The organism is Rhodococcus sp. PML026, from assembly GCF_000963615.1.
Taxonomy (GTDB): Bacteria; Actinomycetota; Actinomycetes; order Mycobacteriales; family Mycobacteriaceae; genus Rhodococcoides; species Rhodococcoides fascians.
The window spans coordinates 513,581-536,450 of sequence record NZ_KQ031376.1; the positions used below are offsets into that span (position 1 = coordinate 513,581).

General features: G+C 63.4%; 28 protein-coding genes and 1 tRNA gene. 7 read left to right on the forward strand and 22 right to left on the reverse strand.

The genetic code is table 11. The features are described 5' to 3' along the window. Nucleotides 1–75 precede the first annotated feature (75 nt). On the forward strand, nucleotides 76–1,587 hold the full coding sequence (locus VF34_RS21945) for a dolichyl-phosphate-mannose--protein mannosyltransferase (RefSeq protein WP_032371542.1): 1,512 nt from the start codon (nucleotides 76–78) through the stop codon (nucleotides 1,585–1,587). 24 nt (nucleotides 1,588–1,611) lie between these two features. Here the strand turns inward: VF34_RS21945 and VF34_RS21950 are convergent, their stop codons facing one another. The 3 genes from VF34_RS21950 to VF34_RS21960 all read right to left on the reverse strand — a co-directional run bounded on the left by VF34_RS21950 (nucleotide 1,612) and on the right by VF34_RS21960 (nucleotide 3,148). Beyond that, nucleotides 1,612–2,034 carry a DoxX family protein gene (locus tag VF34_RS21950; RefSeq protein WP_027496065.1) on the reverse strand — a complete coding sequence of 141 codons (423 nt, stop codon included), beginning with the start codon at nucleotides 2,032–2,034 and terminating at the stop codon, nucleotides 1,612–1,614. A 69-nt stretch (nucleotides 2,035–2,103) separates the two neighbouring features. Then, complete coding sequence (locus VF34_RS21955; protein ID WP_027496064.1) at nucleotides 2,104–2,472, reverse strand: GntR family transcriptional regulator; 369 nt, start codon at nucleotides 2,470–2,472, stop codon at nucleotides 2,104–2,106. A 7-nt stretch (nucleotides 2,473–2,479) separates the two neighbouring features. After that, entirely contained in the window at nucleotides 2,480–3,148 is a 669-nt protein-coding gene (locus VF34_RS21960; protein WP_027496063.1) for an SDR family oxidoreductase, read from the reverse strand. 63 nt (nucleotides 3,149–3,211) lie between these two features. Here VF34_RS21960 and arsC point away from each other — a divergent pair, with 63 nt between their 5' ends. Then, a complete protein-coding gene (gene arsC, locus VF34_RS21965) occupies nucleotides 3,212–3,559 on the forward strand; it encodes an arsenate reductase (glutaredoxin) (RefSeq protein ID WP_027496062.1) in 348 nt (115 codons plus the stop codon). 13 nt (nucleotides 3,560–3,572) lie between these two features. Here the strand turns inward: arsC and VF34_RS21970 are convergent, their stop codons facing one another. Continuing rightward, nucleotides 3,573–4,811, reverse strand: coding sequence for an arginine deiminase (locus VF34_RS21970; RefSeq protein ID WP_032373118.1), 1,239 nt, complete (start codon nucleotides 4,809–4,811; stop codon nucleotides 3,573–3,575). Nucleotides 4,812–4,875: 64 nt separating this feature from the next. Here VF34_RS21970 and soxR point away from each other — a divergent pair, with 64 nt between their 5' ends. Beyond that, nucleotides 4,876–5,376 carry a redox-sensitive transcriptional activator SoxR gene (gene soxR / locus VF34_RS21975; RefSeq protein WP_027496060.1) on the forward strand — a complete coding sequence of 167 codons (501 nt, stop codon included), beginning with the start codon at nucleotides 4,876–4,878 and terminating at the stop codon, nucleotides 5,374–5,376. On the opposite strand, the gene VF34_RS21980 is transcribed toward soxR, so the two are convergent. The 15 genes from VF34_RS21980 to VF34_RS22045 all read right to left on the reverse strand — a co-directional run bounded on the left by VF34_RS21980 (nucleotide 5,292) and on the right by VF34_RS22045 (nucleotide 17,591). Then, the gene (locus VF34_RS21980) at nucleotides 5,292–6,194 is read right to left on the reverse strand and encodes an SDR family oxidoreductase (protein ID WP_032407705.1); all 903 of its coding nucleotides are present in this window, start codon (nucleotides 6,192–6,194) and stop codon (nucleotides 5,292–5,294) included. The two genes, soxR and VF34_RS21980, sit on opposite strands and share 85 nt — an antisense overlap. Before the next feature lie 74 nt (nucleotides 6,195–6,268). Further along, entirely contained in the window at nucleotides 6,269–6,424 is a 156-nt protein-coding gene (locus tag VF34_RS25385) for a hypothetical protein (protein ID WP_167329154.1), read from the reverse strand. A 57-nt stretch (nucleotides 6,425–6,481) separates the two neighbouring features. Next, nucleotides 6,482–7,156, reverse strand: coding sequence for a ScbR family autoregulator-binding transcription factor (locus VF34_RS21985; RefSeq protein WP_027496059.1), 675 nt, complete (start codon nucleotides 7,154–7,156; stop codon nucleotides 6,482–6,484). 190 nt (nucleotides 7,157–7,346) lie between these two features. Continuing rightward, nucleotides 7,347–7,664: a GyrI-like domain-containing protein gene (locus VF34_RS21990; protein ID WP_230595142.1), complete on the reverse strand. Its 318-nt coding sequence runs from the start codon at nucleotides 7,662–7,664 to the stop codon at nucleotides 7,347–7,349. A gap of 116 nt (nucleotides 7,665–7,780) precedes the next feature. Further along, nucleotides 7,781–8,233, reverse strand: coding sequence for an effector binding domain-containing protein (locus tag VF34_RS21995; protein ID WP_032373036.1), 453 nt, complete (start codon nucleotides 8,231–8,233; stop codon nucleotides 7,781–7,783). Between the two features lie 163 nt (nucleotides 8,234–8,396). After that, complete coding sequence (locus tag VF34_RS22000) at nucleotides 8,397–9,269, reverse strand: SGNH/GDSL hydrolase family protein (RefSeq protein WP_052062882.1); 873 nt, start codon at nucleotides 9,267–9,269, stop codon at nucleotides 8,397–8,399. 221 nt (nucleotides 9,270–9,490) lie between these two features. Further along, a complete protein-coding gene (locus VF34_RS22005; protein WP_196249510.1) occupies nucleotides 9,491–10,375 on the reverse strand; it encodes a glycosyltransferase family 2 protein in 885 nt (294 codons plus the stop codon). Between the two features lie 167 nt (nucleotides 10,376–10,542). Then, a complete protein-coding gene (locus tag VF34_RS22010) occupies nucleotides 10,543–11,094 on the reverse strand; it encodes an acyltransferase (protein WP_045842040.1) in 552 nt (183 codons plus the stop codon). A 65-nt stretch (nucleotides 11,095–11,159) separates the two neighbouring features. Next, nucleotides 11,160–12,002 (reverse strand): glycosyltransferase family 2 protein, encoded by an 843-nt coding sequence (locus VF34_RS22015; protein WP_052718706.1) that lies wholly within the window; start codon nucleotides 12,000–12,002, stop codon nucleotides 11,160–11,162. 261 nt (nucleotides 12,003–12,263) lie between these two features. After that, nucleotides 12,264–13,397, reverse strand: a complete 1,134-nt coding sequence (locus VF34_RS22020) for a hypothetical protein (protein WP_196249511.1) — start codon at nucleotides 13,395–13,397, stop codon at nucleotides 12,264–12,266. A gap of 111 nt (nucleotides 13,398–13,508) precedes the next feature. Next, a tRNA-Ala gene (locus tag VF34_RS22025) sits at nucleotides 13,509–13,581 on the reverse strand. Between the two features lie 56 nt (nucleotides 13,582–13,637). Beyond that, nucleotides 13,638–14,510: a divisome protein SepX/GlpR gene (sepX, locus tag VF34_RS22030; RefSeq protein ID WP_032373037.1), complete on the reverse strand. Its 873-nt coding sequence runs from the start codon at nucleotides 14,508–14,510 to the stop codon at nucleotides 13,638–13,640. Nucleotides 14,511–14,659: 149 nt separating this feature from the next. Further along, a complete protein-coding gene (locus VF34_RS22035) occupies nucleotides 14,660–15,307 on the reverse strand; it encodes a GNAT family N-acetyltransferase (RefSeq protein ID WP_032364078.1) in 648 nt (215 codons plus the stop codon). A gap of 37 nt (nucleotides 15,308–15,344) precedes the next feature. Further along, complete coding sequence (glp, locus tag VF34_RS22040; protein ID WP_027496053.1) at nucleotides 15,345–16,604, reverse strand: molybdotransferase-like divisome protein Glp; 1,260 nt, start codon at nucleotides 16,602–16,604, stop codon at nucleotides 15,345–15,347. A 33-nt stretch (nucleotides 16,605–16,637) separates the two neighbouring features. Continuing rightward, a complete protein-coding gene (locus VF34_RS22045) occupies nucleotides 16,638–17,591 on the reverse strand; it encodes a UTP--glucose-1-phosphate uridylyltransferase (RefSeq protein ID WP_027496052.1) in 954 nt (317 codons plus the stop codon). Between the two features lie 106 nt (nucleotides 17,592–17,697). Between VF34_RS22045 and VF34_RS22050 the strand changes: the two genes are divergently transcribed. From VF34_RS22050 to mscL, 4 genes are all read left to right on the forward strand, one after another. Beyond that, nucleotides 17,698–18,294 carry a 5-formyltetrahydrofolate cyclo-ligase gene (locus VF34_RS22050; RefSeq protein WP_045842041.1) on the forward strand — a complete coding sequence of 199 codons (597 nt, stop codon included), beginning with the start codon at nucleotides 17,698–17,700 and terminating at the stop codon, nucleotides 18,292–18,294. Nucleotides 18,295–18,437: 143 nt separating this feature from the next. Continuing rightward, nucleotides 18,438–18,782 (forward strand): FmdB family zinc ribbon protein, encoded by a 345-nt coding sequence (locus VF34_RS22055; RefSeq protein WP_032373126.1) that lies wholly within the window; start codon nucleotides 18,438–18,440, stop codon nucleotides 18,780–18,782. Between the two features lie 89 nt (nucleotides 18,783–18,871). Continuing rightward, nucleotides 18,872–19,534, forward strand: a complete 663-nt coding sequence (locus tag VF34_RS22060; protein ID WP_032373038.1) for an RcpC/CpaB family pilus assembly protein — start codon at nucleotides 18,872–18,874, stop codon at nucleotides 19,532–19,534. 94 nt (nucleotides 19,535–19,628) lie between these two features. Next, nucleotides 19,629–20,108: a large conductance mechanosensitive channel protein MscL gene (mscL, locus tag VF34_RS22065; RefSeq protein WP_032371230.1), complete on the forward strand. Its 480-nt coding sequence runs from the start codon at nucleotides 19,629–19,631 to the stop codon at nucleotides 20,106–20,108. Nucleotides 20,109–20,217: 109 nt separating this feature from the next. On the opposite strand, the gene VF34_RS22070 is transcribed toward mscL, so the two are convergent. The 3 genes from VF34_RS22070 to VF34_RS22085 all read right to left on the reverse strand — a co-directional run bounded on the left by VF34_RS22070 (nucleotide 20,218) and on the right by VF34_RS22085 (nucleotide 22,847). Then, the gene (locus VF34_RS22070) at nucleotides 20,218–20,667 is read right to left on the reverse strand and encodes a hypothetical protein (protein WP_032373039.1); all 450 of its coding nucleotides are present in this window, start codon (nucleotides 20,665–20,667) and stop codon (nucleotides 20,218–20,220) included. A 120-nt stretch (nucleotides 20,668–20,787) separates the two neighbouring features. Beyond that, entirely contained in the window at nucleotides 20,788–21,585 is a 798-nt protein-coding gene (locus tag VF34_RS22075; RefSeq protein WP_032373040.1) for an MspA family porin, read from the reverse strand. Between the two features lie 764 nt (nucleotides 21,586–22,349). After that, on the reverse strand, nucleotides 22,350–22,847 hold the full coding sequence (locus VF34_RS22085; RefSeq protein WP_197077495.1) for a MogA/MoaB family molybdenum cofactor biosynthesis protein: 498 nt from the start codon (nucleotides 22,845–22,847) through the stop codon (nucleotides 22,350–22,352). Nucleotides 22,848–22,870: the final 23 nt, after the last annotated feature.

Genomic DNA, 22,870 nt, shown 5'->3' on the forward strand with positions numbered 1-22,870 from the left:
TGCCGCCCACTCCGGAACACCGCCTACGATCGGTACGTGACCTTGCTGACCTCTGAGCGCTCCGGCGACCGGTCGATGGTCAGTCCCGGGCCCACCGTTGCCGCGCGCGACTGGTTCCACGACACCGATGTACGACGCGGCTGGATCGTCACCCTCGTCGTCACCGCCATCTGTGCGATCACCCGCTTCACGATGTTGCGGTACCCCACCGACGCCGGAACGCCGGTGTTCGACGAGAAGCACTACGCACCGCAGGGTTATCAGGTGCTCACCGGCGGCGGGCTCGAGGACAATCCGGCCTACGGACTGGTGGTGCACCCGCCTGTCGGCAAACAGCTGATCGCCGTCGGCGAGGCGTTGTTCGGCTACAACGGTTGGGGATGGCGTTTTTCGTCCGCGGTCGCCGGAACGCTGTTGGTACTGCTGGTGATTCGCATCGTCCGACGCCTCACCCACTCGACGCTCATCGGTGCGATCGCAGGAATCCTGCTCATCGTCGACGGCGTCACGTTCGTCAGCAGCCGCATCGGCATGCTGGACATCTTTCTGGCCCTGTTCGTCACCGCTGCTCTGGGTTGCCTGGTCGTCGACCGCGACGACGTGCGAAAGCGACTGTGGACGGTGCGAGCCGAGGGCCGCATGGACGTCAGCGATCTCGGCCCTCGAATGGGTGTGCGGTGGTGGCGTTTCGGGGCCGGCGTCATGCTGGGTCTCGCATGTGGCACCAAGTGGTCGGGTCTGTATTTCATCGCGTTCTTCGGCTTGCTGAGCGTGGCGTTCGACCTGGCTGCTCGTCGCTCGTACGGGGTTCGCCGACCGTGGCGGGGAACTGCGGTGCGCGACATCGGACCCGCGCTGTACGCGCTGGTGATCGTTCCGATCGCCGTGTACCTGATGACGTACTGGGCGTGGTTCACCTCCGAGACCGGTGTCGACCGACACGAGGTGGGCAACGGAATCGGATTCGGCGGGCCGTTCTCCTTCGTTCCCGGTGCCCTGCGGTCGCTCTGGTACTACAGCGGCAGTGTGCTCGATTTCCATGAGGGACTGACCAATTCGGCAGGTAATCGGCACCCGTGGGAATCCAAGCCGTGGACGTGGCCGATGGGCCTACGCCCCATGCTGTACTACTTCGCCGACGGTGAGAACGTGTCGGGGTGCTCGGCGTCGTCGTGCGTCAAGGCGATCATGCTGATCGGCACGCCCGCGATGTGGTGGTTGGCCTTGCCGATGCTCGCCTGGACGCTGTGGTCCGTTCTCGTACGACGAGATTGGCGCTACGCCACGGTTCTCGTCGGTTACGGTGCCGCACTGTTGCCCTGGTTCGCGACCCTCGACCGGCAGATGTACTACTTCTATGCGGTGGCGCTCGCGCCGTTCATGGTGATGGGCTTCGCGCTGGTACTGGGCGACATCATCGGAAAAGCCAGCGCCTCGGCCGAGAGACGCGGCACCGGACTGCTTCTGGTGTGCCTGTACATCGCGGTGGTGATCGCCAACTTCGTGTGGCTGTGGCCGATCCTCACCGCAATGCCGATCACCCCGCAGATGTGGCAGGAACAATTGTGGTTACCGAGTTGGCGCTGAGCGCCCCACTCGGCTCGCTACCGACTACTGCAGAATTGCGGTCTTGCCCTTGGTGATTCCGTCGATGCTGATGCGACCGGCACCGAACGCCGCGAGCATCAGTGCGCCGACGCCGAGAGCGACGACGAGCTCGTAGCCGTTTTCGGTGGCGAACACCCCGTTCTCGAAGTGGACGAGGAATGCAGCTCCCAACATATCGGCGAACAGCAGCAGACCGGCGATCGGAGTGAAGATGCCGAGAACCAATGCGCCGCCGCCGATGAGCTCGACGAACGTTGCGAAGTAGGCAGACGCCGTGGGTACCGGAATGTTCATCGCCTCGAAGCTGGCAGCAGTGCCGTCGAGGCCGAAGGTGTTGAGCTTCTGCCACCCGTGGGCGATGAAGACGACTCCCAGGCCGATACGAGCTACGAGGGCGACGGCGTCACGGACGAGCGTTGAGTTCATTGATAGGCATCCTTCTGGCGCGGCTGAATGGGCAGCACCACCCTGACAGAAGGAGGTTGAAGCGTCAACTTACCGGCCGCCTGCCCCTTTCAGAGCAGCTTCGAGGAACGTTCGCGCCTGGTCGTCGTCGAGGCCGATAGATCTGACGGCCCGGACGAATTCCGTTGCGGCCCTGGCTGCAATATCTCGTGACGGGTCACCGCCGGACGCCACGAACGATCCGGACCTACCCCGCGTCTCGATGATTCCCTGCTGTTCGAGCTCCCGGTAGGTCTTCGCCACCGTGTTCGGCGCGATCTTCAGCTCTTCGGCAAGCCCACGTACCGTGGGGATCTTTGTTCCGGCGATGAGATCCCCGGACCGCACCAATCCCAGAATCTGCATCCGCAATTGCTCGAACACCGGGGTCGTGTTCGACGGATCGATGCTTACGCGCACGATCGCCTCATCGAACCGCGTCGACAGCGTCGGCGATGGACGTCGATCCGGACGTGAGCATCAGCGTTTTGCCGATGGCACTGCCGGTGTCGATCAGACGGGCGACGACCGCTGCCACGTCGGCACGGGTCACCTCGCCCGGGTCGAGTGGAGGCTCGGTGAGCGAAACCGAGTCCGTCGCATCCTCGTCGGTCAGCTTGCCGGGGCGAAGAACGGTCCAGTCCAAGCCCGCGCGGGACGAAACATCTTCTTCCGCAGCAGTTTTGGCCCGGATGTATGCTTTCCATCCCTCGTCGAGGTCGTCCGCGACCGGCTCACCGGCCCCGAAGGAACTGATCAGCACGTAGCGGCGAACGCCGGCCTTCTCGGCGGCATCGGCCAACAACACCGCACCGGCCCGGTCGACGGTGTCCTTGCGCTCGGGACCGCTGTTGGGACCTGCACCGGCCGCGAACACCACTGCGTCGGCACCGGAGAGAACGTCGGCCAACTCGTCGACGGACGCAGACTCCAGATCGATGACCTGCGGCAGCGCACCGAGGGCCGTGACGGCATCGACGTGATCGCTGTTGCGAATGAGCGACACAGCGCGGTCACCGTGCGCCGTGAGAACCTGCGTGAGATGTTGGGCGATCTGGCCGTGCCCACCTGCAATGACAATGCGCTTGTCGGTCATGCGACTACTCCCGTTCCTGACGTGATCTGTCGCGTTGGCTACCCGCGTGACAGGATTGCAAACATGACCCGGGCCGCAACCATCTATCACAACCCACGCTGCAACACCTCCCGCACCGTTCTGAAGACGATCGAGGATGCGGGCATCGTCCCCCAGGTCGTCAAGTACCTCGAGACGCCGCCGACCGAAGACGAACTCCGCACGCTGCTCGCCGACGCGGGACTCTCACCACGTCAGGCTGTTCGAACCCGAGAGAGCATCTACAAAGAACTCGAACTGGCGGAGGCCGACGACGAGACCTTGATCGCGGCGATGGCGGCGCACCCCATTCTGATCGAACGCCCGATCGTGGTCACCGACAAGGGAACCGTGTTGGCTCGCCCCGCCGACAAGGTCCTCGCCGTCCTGTAGAAACGCCTGTCGGTCAAAGCCTTTCGCGAGACACCGGGCACGACATACACCGGGGGCCACCCCGGCCCGAGCCCAACTCGGACCCGGAGATTCGCAACACCTCGATGCCCGACGCCTCGAGCCGCGCATTGGTCTCGACGTTGCGCTCGTAGGCAACGACCACCCCCGGGGAGATCGCGAGGGTGTTGTTGCCGTCGTCCCATTGCTCGCGTTCGGCGGTCACATGATCGAGTCCGGTGTCGATCAACCGGAGTTTGCCGATTCCCATCGCATCGGCAGCGGCTTCGAGGAACGGGTCGGCGCCGCGAATACTGACGCCGGCATCCTCGCGGTGAATCGTGAACGCGGACAACGTGTCCTGAATAGCCGGATACATCACGACCGCGTCGGTGTCGACCATGGTGCAGACGGTGTCCAGATGCATGGACGCACGCTCCTGCGCGATCGGCACCACCAACACGCTGTGCGCCAGATCGTCCTCGAAGAGACTGCGTGCCAACGCTTCTGCGCCCGCAGGGGTGGTGCGCTCCCCCACACCCACCGCGACCACTCCAGGAGCGAGCAGCAACACGTCACCGCCTTCGACCGGAGCGGTACGGGATTCGTACGCACGTCGCACGCCTTTGAACATGGGATGGAATGCGTAGATCAAGTCGGTCAGCGACGTTTCCCGTACTCGCGCAGGCAAGGCGAGGGAGGTGATCGCCACTCGGTTGTCGATCCAGAACGACGAGTCACGGGTGAACAGCAGATTGGGCAGCGGATCGATGACGAAGTCGCCCCCGTGATGCATGCGGCGAACCAGCGAGGCACCACTGGGCTCGGCCTCACCGGACTCGGCTTCGAGCAACTCGTCGAACGTCATGCCCGCCATCAGGATCTGAGCCAGTTCGGCTGCCGGGATACCGCGCAGGTACTGGGCGAGATCCTCGGCGAGAGCCCGTCCGAGCCGCCGAGCGTCGACGGCAGCCGAGATGCCCTGCATCCGAGCGGCACCGCTGACCGTCATCGCTTCGGTGAGGAGTTCGCCCAGCAGCAGCACCGTCACGCCGCGGCTGCCCAGCAGCTCCGCGAACGCATCGTGCTCGTCCTGTGCCCGGTCCACCCACGGCAATCCGTCGAACAGCAGTTGGTCGTTGTTTCTCGGAGTCAGGCGCCGCAGCTCGTCGCCCGGGCGGTGCAGCATCACAGTGCGGAGCACACCTACCTCGGAATTGGCTCCCAACGGGCCCGCAGCGGAGTCGACGCTCATGAACGAACGGTAAACCCATTCCTCGTTCAGCGCTGGCATCCGGACCTGAAGTAATGTCGAGGTCGTGCCGATGCCCGAGTGGAACGTCCGTGAACTGACTCCAGGCCAGCTGTCGGAGCGCAGCGGCGTCGCCGTGTCCGCGTTGCATTTCTACGAGAAGCAGGGCTTGATCAGCAGTCGACGAACATCGGGCAACCAGCGCAGGTTTCACCGCGAGACTTTGCGCAGAGTGGCGTTCATTCGTATCTCGCAGAAGGTGGGAATCCCTCTCGCGACCATCCGTCAGGCGTTGAGCGAACTTCCGGACGAGCGAACGCCCACCCGCGAGGACTGGGCCAGGCTGTCGACGCGGTGGCATCGCGAACTGGACTCGCGTATCGAGCAGTTGGTTCGCTTACGGGACGATCTGACCGGGTGCATCGGCTGTGGTTGTCTGTCGTTGGCCGGCTGCGCTCTGGCCAACCCGCACGACCGGCTCTCCTACTCCGGCCCCGGTGCCCGCACACTGGACGTCGACTTCGACGCCCCGTCGGTGCGACGCGGCTCGAGCAGTTTGGAGAACTGATCGTTCGCTCGTTGCAGCACGAACTCGTACGGTGGCGCGAACTTTCGCGAGATCCAGTAACCGAAGCGAATGTCGTTGGAGGAGTACACGAGGTACTTGCGTTTGGCGATACCGGCGAGAATCGCATCGGCCACGACCGACGGTTCGACAGCACGCTTCTCGAACCGGTGCTGCAGCTTCTGCACCCGAGGATCGTCTCGATCGATACCGGCGATCTGCAGCGTCTGCACCAGGCCGGTCTTGACCCCACCGGGCACGACGAGGCTGACGCCGATTCCGTGACGTTTGAGGTCGTATCGAAGAACTTCGGACACGCCACGAAGGCCGTACTTGCTGGCGCTGTACGCAGCGTGCCAGGGCAGAGGAATCAATCCCGCCGCGGACGAGACGTTGACCAGATGCCCACCGCGGCCCGCCTCGATCATCGGCGGGAGGAATTTCTCGATGACATGGATGGGACCCATGAGATTGACATCGACCATGGACTTCCAATGCCGATGCTCCAGATTCTCGACGGTGCCCCACGCCGAGATGCCCGCGACGTTCATCACGACGTCGAGGCTGCCGAACTCGGCGTGAATATCGTCCGCGAAGGCGGTGACCGCTTCGAAATCGGAGACGTCGAAGGGCAAGGAGTGGCTGACCGTTCCGCCCGCTCGACCGACCAGGTCCACGGTCTCGGCAAGCCCGGAGGCGTTGATGTCGGTCAGGAACAGTTCAGCTCCCACAGCTGCAGCCGCGATGGCCGTCGCCCGGCCGATTCCGCTGCCCGCTCCCGTGATCAACGTCTTCTTGCCGCGCAGATCGTATGTAGCCATCGAAGCTTGTTCCCCCACCGGTTGCCACGTGTCAGGTCGATTCCGACCCTACGCGGTGACGACCGACAGGGCCGTCACAATCTCTGCGACATCTCGTCTCGGTAATCGGCGACGGTGTTCTCGATACGCGTCGCCTCGTCGTCGGCACCTCGCTTTCGCGCGTCGTCCGCGCGGTGCTGCAGAGTGCCGATCGCTTTCCGGAGCTCGTTGTCCGACATTCTGTGTTCCATGTCACATAGTGTGCGCCTCACGTCGGCGCGCAGCAAGCACCCCGGGCGACGAGAACGTCAGACGGTGACCGAGCTCGAATCGATGTTCTCGCGCACGAAGCTCGAGAGGCTGCGAGCTGCGAATTCTCGGAAGTAGGCCAGCTTGTCGGCAGGCACCAACGACGGCAGCACGGTGTTCCACACCTTCTCCATACGAGACGGCGCATCCTCCAGACGCGACTGCGCCTCGGACACCATCAGAACCCCGGCCAGCATTTCGCACACCAGCAGTGCCGCGTTGCCGGCGTCCAGGTGGTCGGCGACGTCGCCGTGCTCGATGGCCCGCTCGAAAAGATGCTCGAAGATGTTGCCCCAGGTGCCGAACACGCTTCCGCGAGCGGTGTCGGACCCGTCGATCTCCATCTGCAACCGGTACATCACACGAACGAGCGGATCCGACGCTGCCAGTTCGAGAACCGAGTACGAGATTCCGATGACGGACTCGAGGGCTGGGCTGCGACTGTCCACCAGCCCCGCGCAGGCCGTGGACACGCGCTCGTGACCTTCGTCGACGATGGCGCGAGCGAGTTCTTCCTTGGACGCGAAATGGAAGTACAGCGCGCCCTTGGTCACGCCGGACTGCGCCGACACCTGACTCAGCGTGGCATTGGCATGCCCGACGTCGAGGAAGAGATCTGCTGCAGCGCGCAGCGCCGCCGCGCGAGTGGCTTCGGCCCTGAGTTGTCTCACCATATTGCTACACCCCTGCTCAGTCGATCGTGCGATGACATCGACACCTTGTGGTCCGCGCTGGCTCCCGGGTGCTGAACCCACGAACTCGAATTCACGTTCCCATTGCGGGCTTGTCAGCGCTTGCCAATAGTAACCGGTTCGTCGGCGATTTTGTGATTCGAAAGTGACAAATACATGAAGAAGACCTCGTTTACAAAACGATCGAAACGAAAAGTTCCACTTCTCCAGCATTCGTAACGACTTCTACTTCCTCGGCGTAAGCACGGAATAGCGTCCCGGATCGAACGCACTCGTCGACTTGCGCCCAGACGTCTTCGATCGGATCCGCGAGACCACCACTGGGCACGAACACGGCAAACACACCAGTCGGTATGGATACGAACACATCTCCCACAGCGACGTCACTCGGCGAGTCCAGCGGGACACCGACGAGTGCATTGACAGTGCCGTGCGCGTCGGGGACATACACGGTGGTCACCTGCGTGGCGTCGATGTTCTTCTCGCGCACACGATCTCGGAGGAATCCCATCCATTCGCTGCAACTGGCCTCGGCACCGGGCTCCACCCGCGGTGCCACCAACCCACCGAACAATTCGGCACTGCGCGCGGTGATCCGAAAGCTCATCACGAACCGCCGGGCTGCGTGATGGCCAAATACAGGTCGACTTTGTAGGCGTGCGGGTAGCACTCGTAATCACCGGTGAACGATCGCACTATCTCCCCGTTCTCCTCGGCGTGATCGATCTGATTCCACAATCGAGTGAGAACGTCGGGAAAATAACCCACCGCGGAGAATCGGGCATATTTTGCAGACAGCACTTTTGCGATCAAATGCCCACGCGTCACCTGCCCGAGCGACGAGCACTGGTAACCGACTATCTGTGTATTGTACGATCCGATTCCAGGGGCGAAGTCCGTGTAGATCGACGCAAGCGGTCCGGCAGTCTCCTGATTGAGCACTGCGGACCACGCCTGGTTGAGGGCAGGATCGTTCAACCGCCCGAGTGCTCGTTTGGGACTGCGAACGGGGAGACCGGCGACCCACGTTTCGGGGAGGTCGACGATCTCGAACGACATTCACACTCCGTATGGAAGTTGCAGGGGCAGATCCAGCGCTCGGATCGTCGGTTCACGATATAACCCGTCAATCTACCGGGCCGACCGGTACGCAGATGATCGTTTGTTCAACAGGATGTGTCACTGGGTGTTGTCCCCGCGCATTGTGACCGACGAAGCGACGTCACCGACCGATTGCGTCGAGCACCAATTCCGCCATCGCAGCGCTGCCCAGCGGGGTCGGATGCAAGAACGGTGTCGGACCGAACGTCATCGAGCCCGTGAACCAGCGCTCTGCAATCGGTGCGCATGCGTCGTGGCCGACGGCCGGCCCCGCCACATCGACGAACGTCGCCCCATGCCTGACGGCACTGTCTCGAAGCACGGAATCGAACCGGACGAAGAAATCCTGCACGAACGCCGCGTCGGCACCGTGCAGATTCGAGTCCGGGAAACAGCCCTGATGGTCGAAGTAACCACCGTGACCCACCAGCACGACGACGGCGTGTGGTGAACGCTGCGTAATCGCGTCGAGTACGCCGTCCAACACCGGCCCCAGCTGCCCCAGCCTCCGGTCTATCTCCTGGAGGACCACGGGGTTGTTTCGGCACCGAGGATCTTCCTGCGGCACAGGTTGCAGGCACGGCCCGATCAACTGCGCCCAATTCAGGCCGTTGCCGCCTATCGAGAGGGTCACCAGCGTCGTATGAGGCCGCAGCGCATCGATCTGAACCGGGACACGATGAGGCAGTGGCGTGTACGTGCTCTGCGGCGTGGACACGACGTGTGCGCTCGTCGCCCCACTGCACGCCACGCTGGCGAAGGACACAGGGTGCAGTGCGCTCGCGATCATGGCCGGATACGCCGCGTCGGATCGTCCACAACCGTCTCCGCCGGCATAGGACAACCACGCGGGCCCGGCAGCCCTGGAGTCGCCCAGAGCGACGTAGTGGACGGGGTTGTCGACGACGACGTCCGCCGACGCAGTCCCGACGAGCTGTCCCGTCAGCAGAGACACGGCAAGACCGACGACGAACGTCCGAACATCGAAGCGCACGACACGCCCCCGCCTGCTACACGGCCGCCCGACCGGCCCACCCCGACTCGACTCTCGGATGCCCGCGGGTCGAAGAACTACGAGACAGTAACACCGCGTCGGTGACGACGCGGTCCTGTATCGGAACCGTGGGCCCGGTTCCGGGAGGTCAGCAGATACAGCGAGTCGAACGGGACGACCGATCGGACAATTGTCGCGGACCGCTCGAATCGGCCGTGAATTTACTCGGCCGACGCCGTAGTGACATATTCGCCATCGCGCACAGGTGACAAATACTGTTCCGATGTCACGCCCTCGTTCGAATGCGAAACCGGCAGAATTCGCGACTCGCATCCGGACAATATTCGAGTCAACGGCCAATGCACGGTATGCAGAATCATGTCGGCGATCAACAGTCGACGTAGCGCCTTGTTCGCCAAATCATGGTGGACCCACGTTCGGTAAGAACTCAGCACATAATGACGATATTCGAGGGGCGGAGTCAGCAGCCGGCGACCCGACACCTCGACGCACATCGTTTTGATCAGCGCGATCTGGAGACCGACGCGGTACAGGCACAGCGAGAGATCGATATCCTCGTGCAGGTCGGTACGCAGACTCACGCGGTCGCGGGCGGCTTCCCAAGCGGAGCGGCGAATGGCGAAGTTGTTGCCCGAGGCCGCCGAGACCCGCAACTCATCGGGTTTGCGCTTGGTGGAGTAGTCCACGTACGCGCCGTACGGTGCAGCCCACGGGGAGTCGTACAGGTAGATCGGCCCGGTCACCGCCGCGTAGTCCAGTCTGCGGTCGAAGAAATCCAGAATCGACTCGGCCCAATCCGGAGCTACCCGAGTGTCCGCATCGATACGTCCGATGATGGATCCTTCGGCCCGATCGAAACCGGCGTTGCGCGCATGAACGACGCCTCGCTTCGACTCCCGGACCAGAACTATCTCCGGAAACCGGCGGCTGTAGCTCGCTACCACGCCGGCGGTATCGTCGGTGGAATTGTTGTCCACCACGATTATTTCGTGAATGTGTTCACGTTGCGCCAATAAAGCATCCAGGCATCCACCCAAATGCGCCTGTTCGTCGAATGCGGGCACAACAACGGAAAGAGTGTTCACAACGCCAACCCCTGACACCTTTTTGGCAATGCGTAGCTCGGCAATTTACAAAGCAAATACAAAGGGTGCCGAGCCTCTGACGCAGATGATGCTACATCATCAATTCGACGAAATAAGTCGTCCAATTTCGGATCGATAATAGTCTTTTGTCGATATCGGCAAGTGCTTTATCGATCGGTCGTCAGAGTATTGCTCTCGAAATCAGGCGTCGCGCCCGCTATGGCTCGCGCGTCGGGTAGATCGTTCAACTCCCGGCGACGAACGGCTGGGCTGCCGACGTACACCGCGTCCGGTTCGCAATCCTTGGTCACCAACGAGTTCGCCCCGATGATGCATCCCTCACCGATGCGGACCCCGGGCATGATCACCACACCGGACCCGATCCACGTGCCTCGCCCGATGGTGACCGACTCGCCCCTCAGCAAGCCTGCCCGTCGCCACGACGGTCCGACGTCATGGGTACTGGTGATGATCCGAACGTGGTCCGCCAGGAACACATCGTCACCGATCACGATGTCGGCAACAGTGTCGAAGTGGCACCCGAAATTCACGAAGACCCCGGTGCCCATCCGTACCGACCCGCGACCCTGGATCATCGCGCCGCCGTATATCAAGCACGGCCCGTCCGTCCGGACTCCCGCCGGCCGCAGCAAGGTCGCCCGCAGTACCGCCGGAACGAACGGCAGGTTCGCCACCGACACGAGGGTTGCCTGACGCATTTGAAAGAGGGCCCACTTGACGTTCGATGAGTCGCTCGCCCAAGTTGGGATCAGGGAGCGCAGGTTCACGCGGCCTCTCGCATCCGTTCGTCGGAGAGCGCACGGTCGTCGACGGGCAGTGCGCGCGAGGGCACCGCCGAGAACATTCTCGAGATGGGCCAGCGCAGCGTGTGCAGGAGCCAATCGATCGCAACGATCCGGGCCAGCTTGGCCGACGCGAGCCCGTGCTCCTTGTAGGAGCGGTAGCCCGCGATCGCGTAGTTCACGTACTTCACCGGAGATGTAGCCGATCGCCGGCCGGATACCGCAGCCTTCATACGGCCGTTCAGAGCAAGCGGCAACTTCTTGCCGACCAACGACAAGCACAGATCGATGTCCTCGTGCACGCAGGTCTTGTCGCTGACCACATTCCGAACCTGGTGCCAGGCAGATGCGCGGATCGCGAAATTGTTGCCCGATACCGCCAAGGCGCTGCGCACCGACGGGTCACGCTGCTCCGCTCGTGCATGTTGCCACGCCAGAGGCCGGGCCCACGGCGACTCGTACAAGTAGGTTCGCCCGCCCGCTGCCGCAACCGTGGAGTGCTCTCCGAAGAATTCGATGATGGAGCGGGCCCACCCGGGCCGGACGCGCGTATCGGCGTCTATGCGGCCGATGATGGACGACTGCACGAGATCGAAGCCTGTGTTCCGGGCATGCACGACGCCCCGATTCGGCTCGTGCACCAACTGGACCTTGTCATCGACTTCGCACAGGGTCTCGACCAGATCGAGCGTCCCGTCGGTCGAGCCGTTATCCACCACGACGATACGGTCTATGTAGTTTCCCTGATCGAGCAGCAAATTCAAGCATTCGCCGATGTGGTCGACCTCGTCGAGCACCGGAATTACCACACTGAGAGTGTTCATTTCGATCCCCTGATTGAATTCGACACCTACCGAACGCGCAGGCACGCGTATAAAGATACGACATCAGCCACGCGAACACTAAAGTCAGCCGAAGAAGTAGCCCCAGCTCAGAGCGCCGAAAACGGCAGCGTGACTCGTCCGCGGGTGCTAAGCAATCCAAAAGACCGTTTCAGGTCAATGGTGCTCATAAGACGTTCGAAAGAATTCGATTCCCGTTAATGATCGAATGTTGTCCGAATACGCCATATTGCCGGAAATGCCTCAGCTCACGCGACGACGTATGAAGCCTGTGGATATCGATCGTGCGCGTCGTAAATACGACGCAGCCTGTCGCCAGTGTCTTCGGCGGATTGCCGTGTCTACTGCCGCAACCACACCATCGTCGGTCACGCCTGCTTCCTCCATGGCAGCAAGCCCGTTTCGCAGGTGGTGGCACTGACGGTTCGTCAACGTCAGGGACCTGACTGCATGGAGATCGATGGGTCCAGGAAGGGCCTCGCTCTCCGCACCTGCGGCGGCCAACCCGATCTTCGTCCTGATGCACTTGAAGCACACTCCGCAGTTGAATCGACCGTCGCGATTCTCCCAGCACACCCGTAGATGCTTCATCGCCGTCTCGTCCAGGCCTATCTGCCGGAGCTTGCCGAGCCGATTCACCTCCAACTCGTGGTGATCGAACGTGACACTGCTACTCGACCAGAGCGGGTCCAGATCGGGATGGGAACCCCACGGCAGCAGATCCCAGCGACTGTTGGACGACGGAATCATGACGGTGCTCACATGCTGCGACAACGCCAGCCCCACGTGAGCCAGGGCGGCTCCGTGAAGGTCGTATCCCCAATCGAGCGGCAATCGGTCTCCGAACGCCGACCTCAACGTGGTCTTGACCTCGATCAGCGGCTTGCCGAGCTCCGCGGCCGCGTCTCGGGCACTGGCCAGTGCCCGAGACGCCAAATCCTCGTTCCCGGCGGAGATGTCGAAACCGTGAACGAATATCAAATGGGTGATGCGATCGGATTGGGTGATTGCCGAATAGAAGCTGTCCACGCCTCCACTGAAGAAGCAACCCACCCCTCGGCCGTCGGACAATGCGTCGGAAGGGTCAGCCGATACCGATATCCCATGAAACCGTCTGGGATACCAGTCGAGAAACACTCTCTGCGCCTCGGGAGCGCCTCGAAGTGCCATCGAATCCACCGGACTGTCGAAAGCGATACTCCAGTTCTTTCGCATTCCCGCTACCAGCATCGGAGGAAGCCACGGAGTCGCCGAATGGTCCAACTCGTAATTCGACGCGGTGGTCACCACAGCCTCTTTGCCGAAAGGCGTCACTATCCGGGCCGCAATTCGATGAGCCTCGGTGTCCTCGACATGCACGGTCATCTGGCTGGTCACCGTATGAAGTGTGACACATGCGCCGGCGACGTAACGCCGCTCCGAGCTCTGTATTGCCTTGATTCACAACGAAAGCCGCCACTCGAGGTGAGTGGCGGCTTTCGTTTCGGGTGGAGCTGAGGGGAATCGAACCCCTGACCTTCTCGATGCGAACGAGACGCGCTACCAACTGCGCCACAGCCCCGTTTGCCGTCGTCTCGACCGGCTGGGCAACTCTAGCAAAGCCCCTCGGGACTGCTGTTACGCGCCCTGTGCCCGACGGAAATCGCCGTCATCGTCGCGGCGTGCCTGGAACGGCTCCTCGTAATGATCGAGATGCTCGAACTCCGGATCCTCGTCGTCGATCTCGAGCACCACAGCTCCGGGTCGACGCAGACGCTGCGGCACGAGTTCGAGCTCTTCGTCGGTCTCCGATTCCACACCGAGGCGCGAGCGACCCATGCGGGTGAGTCGTCGTCGACGAATCTCTTCTTCGATCTGCACCTGCCTGCGCAGGTAGTACAGGTACCCGACGAGGACTGCGACGGACAACCCGCACAGCCACCACACCGTCGGGGAGATGATGAACGCCAGTGCCGCGGTCGTGATAGCGGCGAACACCAAGCCGAGAACCGCGCGCTGACGGAAGGCGTATCGGGCGGCCCGGGCGATGGCGTCGGCCTCGGGATCGAATCCGCCGCGGCCGCGTCGGCGAGGCACGAAGTCGTCGTCGACGACTCCCGGCTCGTGTGCGGGAGAGCTCGCGCGAGGTGCGTCGTGGACCGGTTCGTCGTGTTCGAGGTCGTTTTCTTCTTCAGCGTGAGTGTCCATGGGGTCCTCCGCGGTACCGGGTAGATCGGGTGAGTCCGAACGAATCGACGCGAATTTCGGGCCGAAGATCTCGCTGGCGGGCGCGGAGACCCGCAGGTCGTCCTCCGGCCGCCAGTCGGGATCACTGCGGTGGCCGGTCGCGGGGCCGCGCTGCTTGCGCTTGGTGCCACCCCGATGCAACACGCGCGTGGCGAGTGCTGCGTCCGTGGTCTGCATGATCTGCGGACGCTTGGTCATCAGCATGGGAAGAAGAACGAAGAGCCAGACGGCCACGAGACCGATCCAGATGATCGAGTTCGGCATCGGCGATGTTCTCCTTCCTCAGGCGACAGCGACAGTCGAGACGCCCTCAGGTTATGTGGAGCAGGTGCGAGAACCCCGCAGACGCGCCGACTCGAATTACACTCCTGTCACTTTGACAACATCTGCAACCGAACACTGTGGAGTGAGCGCTATGCCCACGCAGCCCTGCCCGCGCGGACCAATCGATCGACGACCGAACCCTGCACCTCTCCCGAGGTGATCGCGACGAGTTTGTGGTCGCGCCACTCGCCGTCGACGTCGAGGTACTTGTAGAGCAGGCCCTCTTCGCGGAAACCGACGTTGCGCAGCACGGCCTGGCTGGCGAGGTTCTCCGGACGCACCGTTGCCTCGACGCGGTGCAACCCGACCGGTCCGAAACAATGATCGAGTCCGAGCGCCAGCGCCGCGGTGGCGACGCCTTTGCCGTTGACTTCCTTGGACACCCAGTACCCGATCCACGCCGACCGGAGCGCGCCGCGCACGATGTTTCCGGTGGTGATCTGCCCGCAGAATTCGCCGTCGACCTCGATCACCATAGGCAGCATGTGTCCCTTGCGTGCCTCGGACTTCAGGCCCGAGCACAGTGTGGGCCACGAGGAGATGTGGTGTCGGGAATTCCAACTGCCCTCACCGCTCGGCTCCCACGGCTCGAGGTGTGCGCGGTCCTGGGTGCGGATTCGACTCCAGGAGGCTGCGTCGCGCATGCGGACGGGCCGGACGGTCACCGTTCCCCCGGCCACTCGCACTGGACCCAATTTCGCCGGCCAACCCGGGTGGCTCGACCACGTTCGCGGCATCAGTCGATCGTATGCGCTGCGCGTGTGAGCGCGTGCGTCAGCCGCGCTGAGCGAGGAACGAGACCTTCACTTCTTCGCCGGTGCGGATCTCGGTGACGTCGGGATCGATCACGACCAGGCAGTTCGCCTCCGCGAGTGTCGCGAGCAGATGCGACGACGAGCCCGGTGCACCGCCGAGAGCCTGGACGAGATATTCGCCGGTGCCCTCGTCGCGCATCAGCTGTCCTCGCAGGAATCCCTTGCGGTCCTCGATCGATGTGATGGGTGCGACGGTCCGCGCGGTGACGGTCCGGCGCAGCGGCTGGCGACGGCCGAGTGCAATGCGAATGAGCGGACGGACCATCACCTCGAACACCACGAGCGCGCTGACGGGGTTGGCAGGCAACAGGAACGTGGGCACCTCGTCGCGTCCGAGCTGACCGAATCCCTGCACCGAGCCAGGGTGCATGGCTACCCGCTCGACTTCCATGTCGCCGAGTTCGCCCAGAGCCTCACGGACGCCATCGGACGCACCTCCGCCGACCGCGCCTGCGATGACGACGATCTCGGAGCGGATCAACTGGCCTTCGACCACTTCACGCAGTCGCTTGGGGTCGGTGCTCACGATGCCGACGCGGTTCACGTCGGCTCCGGCATCGCGCGCTGCAGCAGCGAGCGCGTAGGAGTTGACGTCGTACACCTGGCCGGGCCCGGGAGTCCGATCGGTATCGACCAGTTCCCCGCCCACCGAGATGACGGACAATCGCGGACGCGGATGCACCAGCACCTTGTCGCGTCCGACGGCGGCCAACAAGCCGACCTGCGCGGCACCGATGATCGTTCCCGCCCGCACGGCGACGTCGCCGGGTTGGACGTCGTCGCCGATCTTGCGCACATAGTCGCCCGAGCGCACCGGACGGAACACCTTGACCCGGGCGCGGCCGTTGTCGGTGCGATCCAGCGGCAGGACCGCGTCGGCCAACGTGGGCAGCGGCGCGCCGGTATCGACCCGCACGGCCTGACGCGGCTGCAGCCGGATGGGCTGACGCGAACCCGCGGAGACCTCGCCGACGACGGGCAGCGTCAGGTCGATGCGCTCGTCTTCCTCGTTACGCAGGTCGGTACCTGCGGAAGCGACGTCGACACTGCGTACGGCGTAACCGTCGATCGCGGCTTGGTCGAAGCCGGGAAGGGGACGCTCGGTGACCACTTCCTCGGCGCAGAGCAGACCCTGCGCTTCCGAGATGGCGACCCGAACAGGCCGTGGAGCCACCGCCGCTGCGGTCACCCTGGTCTGTTGATCTTCGACCGAGCGCATCTGGCCCTTCCTCTATGGCATCGACCCGCGATGCTATTCGTACGTCGTCAGTTCCGGTGCCCAGCTGTCGCTCAAGCGTTCGTTCAGCCATTCACGCAGCGCGGGACCGTAGTCGTCGCGCTGCAAAGCAAAGTCAACCGCAGCGCGTAGGTATCCCCCGGGATTTCCGAGGTCGTGTCTCGATCCACGATGCACGACCACGTGAACGGGATGGCCCTCCTCGATCAGAAGTGCGATGGCGTCGGTCAGCTGCAATTCGCCGCCGGCACCGGGCTCGATCCGTCGCAACGCGTCGAAGATCGCGCGGTCGAGCAGATAGCGGCCCGCGGCAGCCAAGTTGGACGGTGCCTCTTCCTTCTTCGGCTTTTCGACCATGCCGGTGACTTTGAGGACGTTCGGATTGACGGCATCGGGCACGATTTCGACGGAGAAGACGCCGTAGGACGAGACCTTGTCGTCGGGAACCTCGATGGCGCACAGCACCGAGCCGCCGCGCTTGGCGCGCACCCGGGCCATGACGTCCAGCACACCACGCGGCATCACCAGATCGTCGGGCAGCAGCACCGCGACCGAATCCTCGTCGTCGTCGAGTGCTTCCTCGGCACATGCGACGGCGTGGCCGAGTCCGAGCGGTTCGTGCTGAATGACCGATTGCACGTCCAGAAGCTTGGGGGCGACGCGTACCTTCTCGAGCATTTCGAGCTTTCCGCTCGCTTCGAGCTTCTTTTCCAGAACGAGGTCCTCGACGAAGTGGGCGACGACGCCGTCCTTGCCGGGAGAGGTGACGATGACCAACCGTTGTGCACCGGAATCTGCCGCTTCTCCGGCGACGAGTTCGATACCGGGAGTGTCGACGACCGGAAGTAGTTCCTTCGGAACGGTTTTCGTGGCCGGCAGGAACCGGGTACCCATGCCTGCGGCGGGGACGATGGCCGTGCGGAAGTGCACAGGCGTGGCGGCGGTCGTCGCTGAAGCGGCTTCTGTCATGGTGCTCACCCTATCCGTGGTTTCTGGAGATTGGCTCGGCGTGTGCCCCGTTCGACCCCCGAGTGCATATCGTTGAACGACAGCACGAGAGGGAGAGTGAACCGTTGTGAGCGTTCCCGAATTTTCGGAGAACACGCCGAAGGATCTGTGGCGGGAGCATGTCCTCGCCGAACGCCGACTGCTCGACGATGCGCAACGCGCGATGGAGTCCTCCGCACTCTGCCATGCCGTCGGCGAATTGGCGGCCGAACACTCGGTCGTGGCGGCGTACGTTCCGATCGGCCGGGAGCCGGGGTCGATCGAGATGCTCGACGCGATGGCCGCGGCCGGAGCCACGGTTCTGCTGCCGAGTGCCCATGAGCCGGGGCCGCTGAAGTGGGCGCGTTACGCGGGTCGCGATGCGTTGGTGCGGGCACCGTACGGGCTGCTCGAGCCGTCGGGTCCACTACTCGAGCCCGACGCCGTCGGGCAATGCTCGGTGGTGCTGCTACCTGCGCTGGCCGTCGATCGCCGCGGTGTCCGGCTGGGCCGCGGAGCCGGGTTCTACGACCGGACTCTCGACCTGTGCGGTCCCGAGGCCATGCTGGTCGCCATCGTGCGCGACGAGGAGCTGTTCTCCCGGCTACCGGCCGAACCGCACGACCGCCGCGTGACGCACGCGCTGACTCCCGGGGGCGGGCTCGTACGCTTGAGTACGGAATAACGCTACGATTCGATTCGTTGGCACTCCTGACTGTAGAGTGCTAATGCTCTCCCCAGTTTCGACGAACAGACAAGACACCGGCGGTGTTCGGCCTCGGCCAGCAGAGCGCGAACCTCCTCGGTGACCAGCGCGGAGGAAACACGATGCCCACCTACTCATACGCCTGCACCGAGTGCGACAACCGCTTCGACATCGTCCAGTCCTTCACCGACGACACGTTGACGGTATGCCCGGCATGCTCCGGCAAGCTCCGCAAGTTGTTCAATTCGGTCGGCATCGTCTTCAAGGGCAGCGGCTTCTACCGCACCGACAGTCGGGGCAACTCCGGCACCGCCAGCGAAGGCGCGAGCGAGAAGAAGTCCGACGCCGCGGCCACGAAGTCGGAGACCAAGAGCGACTCGAAGCCGGCCGAGAAGAAGTCGTCGGATTCGTCCTCGTCGAGCAGCTCCTCCTCGTCCTCCTCCACGAAAGCTGCTGCCAGCCAGTAGTTTTCGGATCCATCCACAGGCCGGTCTGTTATCCACAGGCCGGCCTTTTCGGTCTATTCAGGCCAGTTGGGACCGCTACCGTTCCGGTCATGGCTGCCCGCAAGAACCGACTGGACTCGACGCTGCTCGACCGCTTCGCTCAGCGTCCCGCGTGGGTGGGATCGGTGAAAGTTCGACGCATCGCAGCGGGCATTCTGGTGGCCGTCGCAGTCCTGCTGTTCGTCGACGACGCCGCAGGCGACGATCGCGTCCGCGTCGTCACGGCCGGCCGCGACCTGACGCCGGGAACGATACTGACGCCGGCCGATGTTGCCGTCGCCGAATGGGATTCGGCCACGGTGCCCAACGGCGCAGTGCTCGATTCCGCCGACGTGGACGGACGGACACTGACCGGACCGGTTCGAGCAGGCGAATTGCTCACCGACGTCCGGCTGTTGGGCTCGCGAACAGCCTCCGCGGCGCTGGGGGCCGAGGCACGCGTCGTACCGGTCCATCTCGCCGATGCGGGCGTGACCGACCTACTCAGAGAAGGCGATCGGGTGGACGTCCTGACCGTCGAGACTCAGGAGAATCCCGACGCCCCACCTGCGGCTCGGATACTGGCATCGGGGGCGATGGTGGTGCTCGTCTCCGCCGAGGCCGGTGGAGGTCGGCAACGAGATCGGGTGGTGCTGCTCGCCCTACCGACCGAGGATGCGACGACGGTGGCAGCCGCGTCGCTGGTGAGCGCTTTGACGGTGACATTGCATTGAGCCGGTGCCCGGGCGGTTCACGGAGTCCGAAGTCGATCGATCTGGGTTAACGTCTGGCGAGACCGAAACATACCAAGAGATCGGAGAGCGGCTCATGCTGAAGGGATTCAAGGACTTTTTGTTGCGAGGCAACGTGGTCGACCTCGCGGTCGCTGTCGTCGTCGGCGCAGCATTCACTGCGATCGTCACGGCGTTCACCACGAACATCATCAACCCGTTGGTCGCCGCTGTCGGTGGCAGCAACGAACTCGGGTGGGGAATCAAGATCCTCAGTAGTAACGACGCCACGTTCATCAATATCGGCGCGGTCATCACGGCGATCATCAACTTCATCATCATCGCCGCGGTCGTGTACTTCGTGCTGATCCTGCCGGTGAACACCGCGAAGAAGCGCTTCGTCAGCCAGCCGGAGAAGGAACTGAGCGACGTCGACGTGCTGGTGCAGATCCGCGACATTCTCGCGGGTGGAACCACTGCAGGACAGAAGCTTTCGACCGCGGCCGACACCACCGGCGGCAGCGGCGAAGCAATCGATTCCTCCTCCCCCGACCTCGGCAAGCACTCGAAGGACTGACACCGGTCTGCTTCAACGAATGAATGCGCCATTCACGCTGTCTGACAGCGTGGATGGCGCATTCATTCGTTGTGGGGCGTGCGACAGGCCGAGAGGGCCCGTCAGGCGATCAGTTGGTGAACGTGGTCAGCGGTAGCTCGTCGAGCGTGATCGAGGTGCCATCCGCCTCGCAGGCGGACTTCACTGCTGCGCCGTTGTCGACGAACGCCTTGCCCGACTCGCTGTCGGGTTCCGACAGTTCGAGCGTGTCAGCCGGAATGGCGTCCGCGAACGTCGTCATCGCGCTGGCGACGTCACCGGACGCGGTGCCGGACAGTGACTTCACCTTGTCGACGGCCGCCTGCTTGTCCGCAGTCCACTGCTCGATGTTGGCTGCCGACCCCGGGCCCGCCTTCACCAGACCGACGAACGCATTGTGGTCGGCGGCGAAAGAGTTGCACACGTCGGTGTTCTGATCGGTGGCTGCCGAGTCGTCACCACCACTGCAACCGGTGAGCAACCCGAGAGCAACGACGGCTCCGGCGGCGAACACTGTGAAACGGGCTTTCGGGTAAGTCACTGCTTCTGCGCCTCTCTACATGTCGAACTGCGTTCGAGCCGAACATAGTTCAGGCCCGCACGGAGAATCCGTGCGGGCCTGAACCGGAAGAACTAGGAAACCAGAATCAACCGATCGAGATCAGTTGAGGCGAGTTGCCGGGCCGTACGTGGTGATCGAGTCACCCTTTGCGCTGAGCAGGGTGACGTACGGACGAACCGTGACGTTGCCCAGGATGCCCGTAGCGGTGCCGTGGACGCCGGCGAGCTGGATGGAGCCCTGAGCGCCTGCAGCGTCACCCTCGGTCTTGGAGATGTTCGCCTCTTCGTTGAAGGTGGCGATTGCACTCTCGGACTGAACGACGCCGCCGCCGGGAGCGAGATCGATGGTCGCAGTTGCCTGCGGGATCAGCTGAACGCCGACGTCGAGGTTGGACTTGCTCTCTGCAACGCCTGTCAGCGGGACGTCAGCGAGACCCTCGAGAGCGCCCGTGGGGTCGAGCAGGTCGCCCGCAGTCGTCGCGAGCGTTCCGGTGGTCGTGTTCTTCGAGCCGATGCCGAAGTTGGCCGAAGGCGAAGCCCACTCGACCGACACGCCGCCATCGAGGCTCAACGGGTAGCCGATCTGCAGGCCGGCGGTGAGGGTGCCCTCGAAGTCGTCAGCCGTGGGTCCCTGAACGTCGAAGGATGCGCGGCCGTCGTAGAACCACTCACGGGTGAGCGGGTTTCCGTCGAGAGGCGCAACGCCGCTGACGAAGGAGTCGGACAGCGTCAACGTCACGGTGTTGCCATCGGCGTCGACGATGGACTTCGCGCTGTCGACAGCGGCAGAAGCGGTCCCGGTACCGAGCACCAGGCCGACTACCGAAGCGCTGGCAGCAACTGCGACGCTCATGGACTTGAGTCCCCGGCTGCGCCGCGACTTCTGGATCTCCGTCATTTATTCCTCATCATGTTCAGTCCCAGCGCGGTGTCGCACGGGGAAGCTTGTGGCTTTCACCCTCGAACTGAATCGCACGCGTCAGTGTGTGCGAGCCCGAGCCGGATGGAGCCTGAAGGCCACATCCTCGTTTGTTCAGTTCCGAGATGAAGGGCGCGGCACCGGTTGGTCCCACGCCCTGATCCCTTGGAAGCTGAGGGGAACATTAGAGGAGATGCCTGACCGTGACAATCCCTACGATCGACGCTCAAACGTTGCCATCTCGTGATGTGTTTCGTCGGCGTGAACATCTTTCACACCCGTGTTAGCGATAACCTGCGTCACAGCATCTCCCGAGAAGTCGAAACCGTTACAGGTGCCGATCAGGAGTAAAACGACCCTGATATGGGAAGACGTGACGAGAGCCCTGTCCGGATTGCGCGATAAGCCCGGCCCACACCCGGTCTGTGGTGTCCGTTTTCGGCGGCTTCGCCCAGCGATACCGCCCGGTAGGTCGCTAACGACAGGTAAACGACTAACTAACAGAGCTGTCATTCCAGGCAGCGAAATGTGTTGTGGATCACACTAAAAGTAATGGGGTGGTCGCTGCTGCTTCAACCAATCGACCGACAAAGAGTCGCCATCGGGACCGTCGCCCCGGTCGTCTCCCGTCGCGTCCGGCAACACGTCTCCGAAGATACGAGCGAGCCGGGCCCGTTCTGCTCGGGCCCGGCTCGCTTCGTCGTCCGGTCGATTCTCGATCGGCTCGTCGTTCATCGCAGTGACTACGCGTCCAATCCCGACAGCTCGGCAATGACCTGACTCGCCAGCGGAGTCAGCGTCGCCATGCCGTCACGGATGGCCGCACGGGACGACGCAAGGTTGACCACCAGCGTGCTGCCCGATACTCCGACCAGTCCCCGAGACAGGCCCGCGTCCAACGATCCGGCTGCCAGGCCGGAAGAGCGCAGCGCCTCACTGATTCCCGGTATCTCGCGATCGAGCACCTCGGCCGTGACGTCGGGAGTGACGTCGCGAGGCGAGACACCCGTGCCGCCGACGGACACCACCAGATCGACACCGCCGATCACCGCGGTGTTCAGCGCGTTCCGCACGTCCACTTCGTCGGCCGTCACTGCCACCACACCGTCGACCAAGAATCCGGCCTCGGTCAACAGTTCGGTCACCAGCGGACCCGTCGAATCCTTCTCGTTGCTGTGAGCTGTCCGGTCGTCCACGATGACGACCAACGCGCGGCCGGCCAAGGGTGCGTCGAGTTCCATACCGCTCACCGTAGTAGTAAGGC

Excerpts from the sequence above, each read along its gene's own strand:
- VF34_RS22060 (WP_032373038.1), top strand. The coding sequence starts at position 18,872 with ATGGCTGCCCGCAAGAACCGACTGGACTCGACGCTGCTCGACCGCTTC.
- VF34_RS22075 (WP_032373040.1), bottom strand. The coding sequence starts at position 21,585 with ATGACGGAGATCCAGAAGTCGCGGCGCAGCCGGGGACTCAAGTCCATG.
- VF34_RS21985 (WP_027496059.1), bottom strand. The coding sequence starts at position 7,156 with ATGGTGAGACAACTCAGGGCCGAAGCCACTCGCGCGGCGGCGCTGCGC.
- VF34_RS22035 (WP_032364078.1), bottom strand. The coding sequence starts at position 15,307 with ATGCCGCGAACGTGGTCGAGCCACCCGGGTTGGCCGGCGAAATTGGGT.
- VF34_RS21980 (WP_032407705.1), bottom strand. The coding sequence starts at position 6,194 with ATGGCTACATACGATCTGCGCGGCAAGAAGACGTTGATCACGGGAGCG.
- arsC (WP_027496062.1), top strand. The coding sequence starts at position 3,212 with ATGACCCGGGCCGCAACCATCTATCACAACCCACGCTGCAACACCTCC.
- VF34_RS25385 (WP_167329154.1), bottom strand. The coding sequence starts at position 6,424 with ATGGAACACAGAATGTCGGACAACGAGCTCCGGAAAGCGATCGGCACT.
- mscL (WP_032371230.1), top strand. The coding sequence starts at position 19,629 with ATGCTGAAGGGATTCAAGGACTTTTTGTTGCGAGGCAACGTGGTCGAC.
- VF34_RS21995 (WP_032373036.1), bottom strand. The coding sequence starts at position 8,233 with ATGTCGTTCGAGATCGTCGACCTCCCCGAAACGTGGGTCGCCGGTCTC.
- sepX (WP_032373037.1), bottom strand. The coding sequence starts at position 14,510 with ATGCCGAACTCGATCATCTGGATCGGTCTCGTGGCCGTCTGGCTCTTC.
- VF34_RS21950 (WP_027496065.1), bottom strand. The coding sequence starts at position 2,034 with ATGAACTCAACGCTCGTCCGTGACGCCGTCGCCCTCGTAGCTCGTATC.
- VF34_RS22015 (WP_052718706.1), bottom strand. The coding sequence starts at position 12,002 with ATGAACACTCTCAGTGTGGTAATTCCGGTGCTCGACGAGGTCGACCAC.
- glp (WP_027496053.1), bottom strand. The coding sequence starts at position 16,604 with ATGCGCTCGGTCGAAGATCAACAGACCAGGGTGACCGCAGCGGCGGTG.
- VF34_RS22045 (WP_027496052.1), bottom strand. The coding sequence starts at position 17,591 with ATGACAGAAGCCGCTTCAGCGACGACCGCCGCCACGCCTGTGCACTTC.
- VF34_RS21970 (WP_032373118.1), bottom strand. The coding sequence starts at position 4,811 with ATGAGCGTCGACTCCGCTGCGGGCCCGTTGGGAGCCAATTCCGAGGTA.
- VF34_RS21960 (WP_027496063.1), bottom strand. The coding sequence starts at position 3,148 with ATGACCGACAAGCGCATTGTCATTGCAGGTGGGCACGGCCAGATCGCC.
- VF34_RS22055 (WP_032373126.1), top strand. The coding sequence starts at position 18,438 with ATGCCCACCTACTCATACGCCTGCACCGAGTGCGACAACCGCTTCGAC.
- VF34_RS22085 (WP_197077495.1), bottom strand. The coding sequence starts at position 22,847 with ATGGAACTCGACGCACCCTTGGCCGGCCGCGCGTTGGTCGTCATCGTG.
- VF34_RS21945 (WP_032371542.1), top strand. The coding sequence starts at position 76 with ATGGTCAGTCCCGGGCCCACCGTTGCCGCGCGCGACTGGTTCCACGAC.
- VF34_RS22010 (WP_045842040.1), bottom strand. The coding sequence starts at position 11,094 with ATGCGTCAGGCAACCCTCGTGTCGGTGGCGAACCTGCCGTTCGTTCCG.